This is a genomic window from Armatimonas sp., assembly GCF_031410135.1.
Lineage (GTDB): Bacteria > Armatimonadota > Armatimonadia > Armatimonadales > Armatimonadaceae > Armatimonas.
In genome coordinates this window covers 1-4553 of record NZ_JANNYP010000038.1, presented here as the reverse complement: position 1 = coordinate 4553, position 4553 = coordinate 1, and the positions used below count along the sequence as shown (strand labels likewise).

Here is a 4553-nt window from a genome sequence, read left to right as displayed (position 1 = left end):
AAATTTGGTAGCCCGGCACGGGCTTTGTTCCCTCTGGCGTGACGGCGTTTACGCCGTCACGCGACGCTAAAGCTCGTCGTCGTCTACTTGCGAGAGCGAGCTGGATTTCTGGTACTCGGTGACGCGACCCTCGAAGAAGTTCTGCTCTTTTTTGATGTCCATCAGCTCCGCAAGCCACGGGAGGGAGTTGGTGATCCCAGGGTTGATCGGGCACAGGCCGACGCCCTCTAATCTACGGTCCGCGATGAACTCGATGTACTGCTCGAACTCCTCGGACGAGAGCCCTAGGCCCGCCACGGGGAGACAGTCTTGGATAAAGGCTTTCTCCAGCGCCACGGCCTCTTTCATCAAGTCCACGAGTTCTTGCTGGAAGTCCGGTGTCCATATCTCGGGGTTCTCTTCGATCAGACCGAGAAATAAATTGCGGAAGACCTCGATGTGGTTGGACTCATCGCGTAGGGTGTAGCGAAACATCGTTCCGATCCCCGTGAGCTTGCCCTGGCGGTAGAGCGAGAGCACCATGCCAAACAAACCATAGAACTGAGTGCCTTCCATGCACTGCCCAAAGACAAAGATATTCTTTGCCAGAAGCTGCTTGTTCTCCCGCTTGGTCAGATCCAGGTCCCGGCGCAGGGAGCGAGAGACACGGGTGACAAACTCATTCTTCTTTCGGATCGTCTCGATGTCTTCAAACATCGCCTCGCACTCATGGGGATCAATGCCCAGTGAGCTGATCATGTAGAGAAGTGAGTCAGCATGGATGTTCTCTTCATGGGCGTGGCGACCCAGCACTAGCTTCAGCTCGGAGGCGGTCACGAGCTCGCGCACCACGTGCTGGATGTTATCCCCGACGATGCCCTCGGCAGCGGAGAAGTAGCCAATAGCCATGCGCACGATCCAGCGGTCAATATCCGAGAGAGCGCTATCACTGCGCCACTGCTCGGCATCTCGCTGCATGGGGACATCTTCCGGTTCCCAGTGATTGGCTTTCATTTTTTGATAGAGATTGTAGGCCCACTGGTAGCGCAGGGGGAGCAAGTTAAAGGTCATGGTCGAGCGACCATTGATCACACGTTTTGCCGCAAGCGCCGCCGCCGCTTTCTCTTCATCAAGGAGAAATGTCTTCTCACCAAGGGTATAGGTTGTCTGCATGCCGCTGAAATAACTTTCTAATTAAGATACTACTATGTTTGCTACACTAGGACTAGTAGAGGCCGGATTGGCAAGACCCTACATGTAGTGGACGAGGTTGATTATACGTGCCACATATGGGACTGTCAACGGTTTTTACCCGTAAACTTACGAGCAAACACGACTATTTTTAAAAGCAAACATAATAACAAACGTTTGCCTATAAGGGGAGTTGACAAAACTCATGTTTGCCCCTTATAATCGCCTCATGTCTACCCAACTTTTTGAGGAGGATGCGCCTCCTGTGGCCGCTCCTAAAAACGGTCGCTCCACACGCAATACACCTGCTCCCACTCCTGAGACACTCCCGTCCGAGCCTGAGATCAGCCTGAGTGATCCCTTTGCAGACGAGCCCGAGGTAGTGGCTGTTGCGCCTACGCCAGAGCCTGAAGCGCCCGTTATTATCGCGACGGTTACCGAGGAGCCCAAAGAGCCTATCGCTCCTCCTGCTCCCACAGTGACTCCCGCACCCCGTGCCGCTGCTACGGTATCCGTATCTGGGCCACGCCAGCTTCCGGACGAGCGCCAGAGCTTGACCCTGACCCTGAAAGCGGGTGGCTGTGACGGGCTGGTGATCGTGGGGCTGTTCGAGGATGGTACACCTGGCGAGGTGCTGCTCCTCCTCCGCAATGCGCCTGTGGGAGCCGCCGCTGCACTGGAGGCCTTCGCGGCAACCCTGACCCTTGCCTTACCCTACGGTGTTCCCGCAGGCGTGATGGCAAGTCAGCTCCTAGGACTCATCACGGACAGCAACGCACGCGAGGCAGCGACCGCAATCACCACCTCGCTCAGCGCTCGTTTCTAAGCCGAGAAGACGCCGTGTAGTGCTGACTCCTGGTTCTGTTGAACCAGAGTCAGCACGGTATCCCCAATCTGGAGAATGGCATTTGGAGAGGGGAGAAGTCCCTTGTCGCCGCGAAGCAGGGCGATGATATGGGCATCCCCCGGGAGCGCAATCTCGCCAATGGCTCTGCCTAAGACGGGGGAGTGCTCCGAGAGCTCAATGGAGACAATCTCTAGGTGTCCACGTGCCAGAGCCGCAATCGGGATAAGGTGATCCACTTCAATCTCTTGCTCGATTAAGTTGAAAATCAGGCGGGTCGCCGAGACTGTGGTGTCAATTCCGAGCTGGGCAAAGAGGGCTTCATTGGCAGGAGAGTTCACACGCGAGATCGTCCGGCTGATGCCAAAGCGCTGCTTGGCCATCTGACAGACAATCAGGTTGTCTTCATCCTCACCCGTCGCTGCCACGATCACATCGGCGCGGGCAAAGCCCATCTCCGCCATGACACGTGCCTCGCAGCCATCGCCCTGCTGCGCCACTTCACCAAGGTCTTCGGCTAGACGCTGGGCGCGTGCGCGGTCTTTTTCCAGTAATAAAACTTCGTGGCCCGCTAAGACCAAGTCTTTTGTCAGGTAGTAACCGACGTTGCCACCACCAATGATAATTACATACATCTCTGAGGGTTACACTTTCTGAGCGGCATCAAGATAGCTACCGAGCTGAGCCATGAAGCTATCAGGACGGCGGCCTTCTACCAAATCGCAGAAGAGCCCCGCAGCAGTGGACGTGGTGCAGAGGGTCTGGATTCCCATCTCCGCATAGACCGCCGCCCGCGAAGGATCATAGATACGGGTAAAAACCTGGGGGACATTAAAGATTTTCTTCGCGATCTGGGCCGCCATGATATTCCGGTTGTCGCCGTCGGTGACGCTGATAAAGGCATCTGCCCCCTCGATCCCGGCGCGCTTCAGAACATCCATGTCCGTGCCCGGTCCGACGATCTTCTGCCCTTGAAACTTGCTGCCCAGCCGCCGAAACGCCTCGGAGGTACGATCAACAACCGTGACCTCGTGACGCTCGACCAGCAGGCGCGCCAAGGTAGAGCCCACGCGCCCACAGCCCACAATGACTACTCTCATAGGAAGAGATTGTACCCGATTTCACAAATCACGTCGCCCAAACACAAGTGCTCCTAGGAGAAATACCAGCACGACATAGCCTCCGATATAGGCGAAATCTATCGGCTGGGCTTGCTGACCGGGAAACGGACTGGCAAGCGTGATGGTCTTGCCATCGAGAGTAGGAAACGGCCCGAGAAGCTTGGTGGTCCAGCGTGCCATCCGGCCAATCGGCATGGCGTAGCTTGCCCCCGATGCCAAGACACCCAGAGCTTGGATAGCAAATGTCCGCTCTAAAAACCGTAGCAATCCCTCCGCCCACCCGATTCCTGCCGCCATCACGGAGAGCCCTGCTGCCAGAGGAAACGCACTAAAGGTCGAGAAAAACAGCGCCAAGCTCGTAAACACGAGAGGATAGAGTGCCAGGCAGGGGAGGGCTGCAAAGATATTGCGATGAGAGTGATGGGGGTCTCGTACAGTGGCGACGACGAAGAGCACCAGAGTCCAGAAGAGCAAGCTACCCAGAACAAATCCCAAAATTCCCAGCCACTTGCCCGCGTAGACACTGGTGCGCGTGAGGGGCTTGGGCAAGATCGTGCTCAGCACCCCGCGATCCACCTCCGACGAAATCGCCCCCGAGGCCAGCGCGATCCCAAACACTGCCCCAAAGAACTTTAAAATATCGGTGCCCAGAAAGATATAGAGCCCGACAAAAATCCGATCCGCTTGGTCGCGTGGTAAGAGAAGCAAGCGCCCGGTAAGCGGCACGAACCCTCCCAGCACCACCAGCACGGCAACCAGAGTGGCCAGCCACCCCGCCCGCCGCCGGAGCGCCTCTTTCAGTGTCAACCAGGCTATCGTGAGCATCTAGCGTCCCTGGTCAAAGGGGTTGTTGTTGTGGGCGTACTGAGTGATGTAGTTCTGTGCCTCCGTCGCCGCAGCAGAGCCAGGGGACTTGCCCACCACCTGGCTCCAGAGCTTCAGCGCCTCGGGGGTATTGCCCGAGCGGTAGGCCGTGTTTGCCTGGCTTAGTAGATTTTGTGCCTCTTGTGCGGCTTGGGCCTGTGCTCGCTCGACATCTGCCGCTTTGATATTGGGCGTGCCGGGAGCGGCCCGATTCGGGTGCTGGGTGGTGCGGTCCGGGGGAGGAGCAACGGTCGAGGGACCAGCGGGAGCCGTGCTGCCCAGAATCCGCGCGACAGCATCGTACTCCTGCTTGGCGGGGCCATCATCGGGCTTGACATCGAGTGCTTTTTTATACCAGCGCAGGGCGGCCTGAAGGTCGTTGCGGTTTTGGGCGGCGTGGCCTAGCTCACGGTAGCTCCAGCAGCCACCGTCTATGGATTTCTTGAGAATGTCGTCGGTATTGGACTTATTCAGTGCCACGCGCTCAAAAGCCGGAGCGGCGGCTTCGTAGTTTTTAGCGGCGTAGAGCGCGGCAGCCTTGTTGTAGTCCTCGG

6 protein-coding genes are annotated in these 4553 nt (G+C 57.4%); 1 reads left to right on the top strand and 5 read right to left on the bottom strand.

The annotated features are described in order from the left end of the window. Positions 1-66: 66 nt before the first annotated feature. Positions 67-1152, bottom strand: coding sequence for a ribonucleotide-diphosphate reductase subunit beta (locus tag RMO15_RS01455; RefSeq protein WP_309707155.1), 1086 nt, complete (start codon positions 1150-1152; stop codon positions 67-69). 247 nt (positions 1153-1399) lie between these two features. Between RMO15_RS01455 and RMO15_RS01450 the strand changes: the two genes are divergently transcribed. Continuing rightward, positions 1400-1996, top strand: a complete 597-nt coding sequence (locus RMO15_RS01450; RefSeq protein WP_309707153.1) for a hypothetical protein — start codon at positions 1400-1402, stop codon at positions 1994-1996. Here the strand turns inward: RMO15_RS01450 and RMO15_RS01445 are convergent. The 4 genes from RMO15_RS01445 to RMO15_RS01430 all read right to left on the bottom strand — a co-directional run. Further along, positions 1993-2649: a TrkA family potassium uptake protein gene (locus tag RMO15_RS01445; protein WP_309707152.1), complete on the bottom strand. Its 657-nt coding sequence runs from the start codon at positions 2647-2649 to the stop codon at positions 1993-1995. The genes RMO15_RS01450 and RMO15_RS01445 overlap by 4 nt on opposite strands. 9 nt (positions 2650-2658) lie before the next feature. Then, positions 2659-3114 carry a TrkA family potassium uptake protein gene (locus RMO15_RS01440; protein ID WP_309707151.1) on the bottom strand — a complete coding sequence of 152 codons (456 nt, stop codon included), beginning with the start codon at positions 3112-3114 and terminating at the stop codon, positions 2659-2661. Positions 3115-3135: 21 nt separating this feature from the next. Continuing rightward, a complete protein-coding gene (locus tag RMO15_RS01435; protein ID WP_309707150.1) occupies positions 3136-3960 on the bottom strand; it encodes an ABC transporter permease subunit in 825 nt (274 codons plus the stop codon). Next, positions 3961-4553 (bottom strand): tetratricopeptide repeat protein (locus RMO15_RS01430; protein ID WP_309707149.1); only part of this gene is annotated, 593 nt, incomplete at its 5' end.

Bases quoted from the DNA above. Each gene is read 5' to 3' on its own strand.
- RMO15_RS01455 (WP_309707155.1), bottom strand. From the start codon at position 1,152: ATGCAGACAACCTATACCCTTGGTGAGAAGACATTTCTCCTTGATGAA.
- RMO15_RS01435 (WP_309707150.1), bottom strand. From the start codon at position 3,960: ATGCTCACGATAGCCTGGTTGACACTGAAAGAGGCGCTCCGGCGGCGG.
- RMO15_RS01440 (WP_309707151.1), bottom strand. From the start codon at position 3,114: ATGAGAGTAGTCATTGTGGGCTGTGGGCGCGTGGGCTCTACCTTGGCG.
- RMO15_RS01450 (WP_309707153.1), top strand. From the start codon at position 1,400: ATGTCTACCCAACTTTTTGAGGAGGATGCGCCTCCTGTGGCCGCTCCT.
- RMO15_RS01445 (WP_309707152.1), bottom strand. From the start codon at position 2,649: ATGTATGTAATTATCATTGGTGGTGGCAACGTCGGTTACTACCTGACA.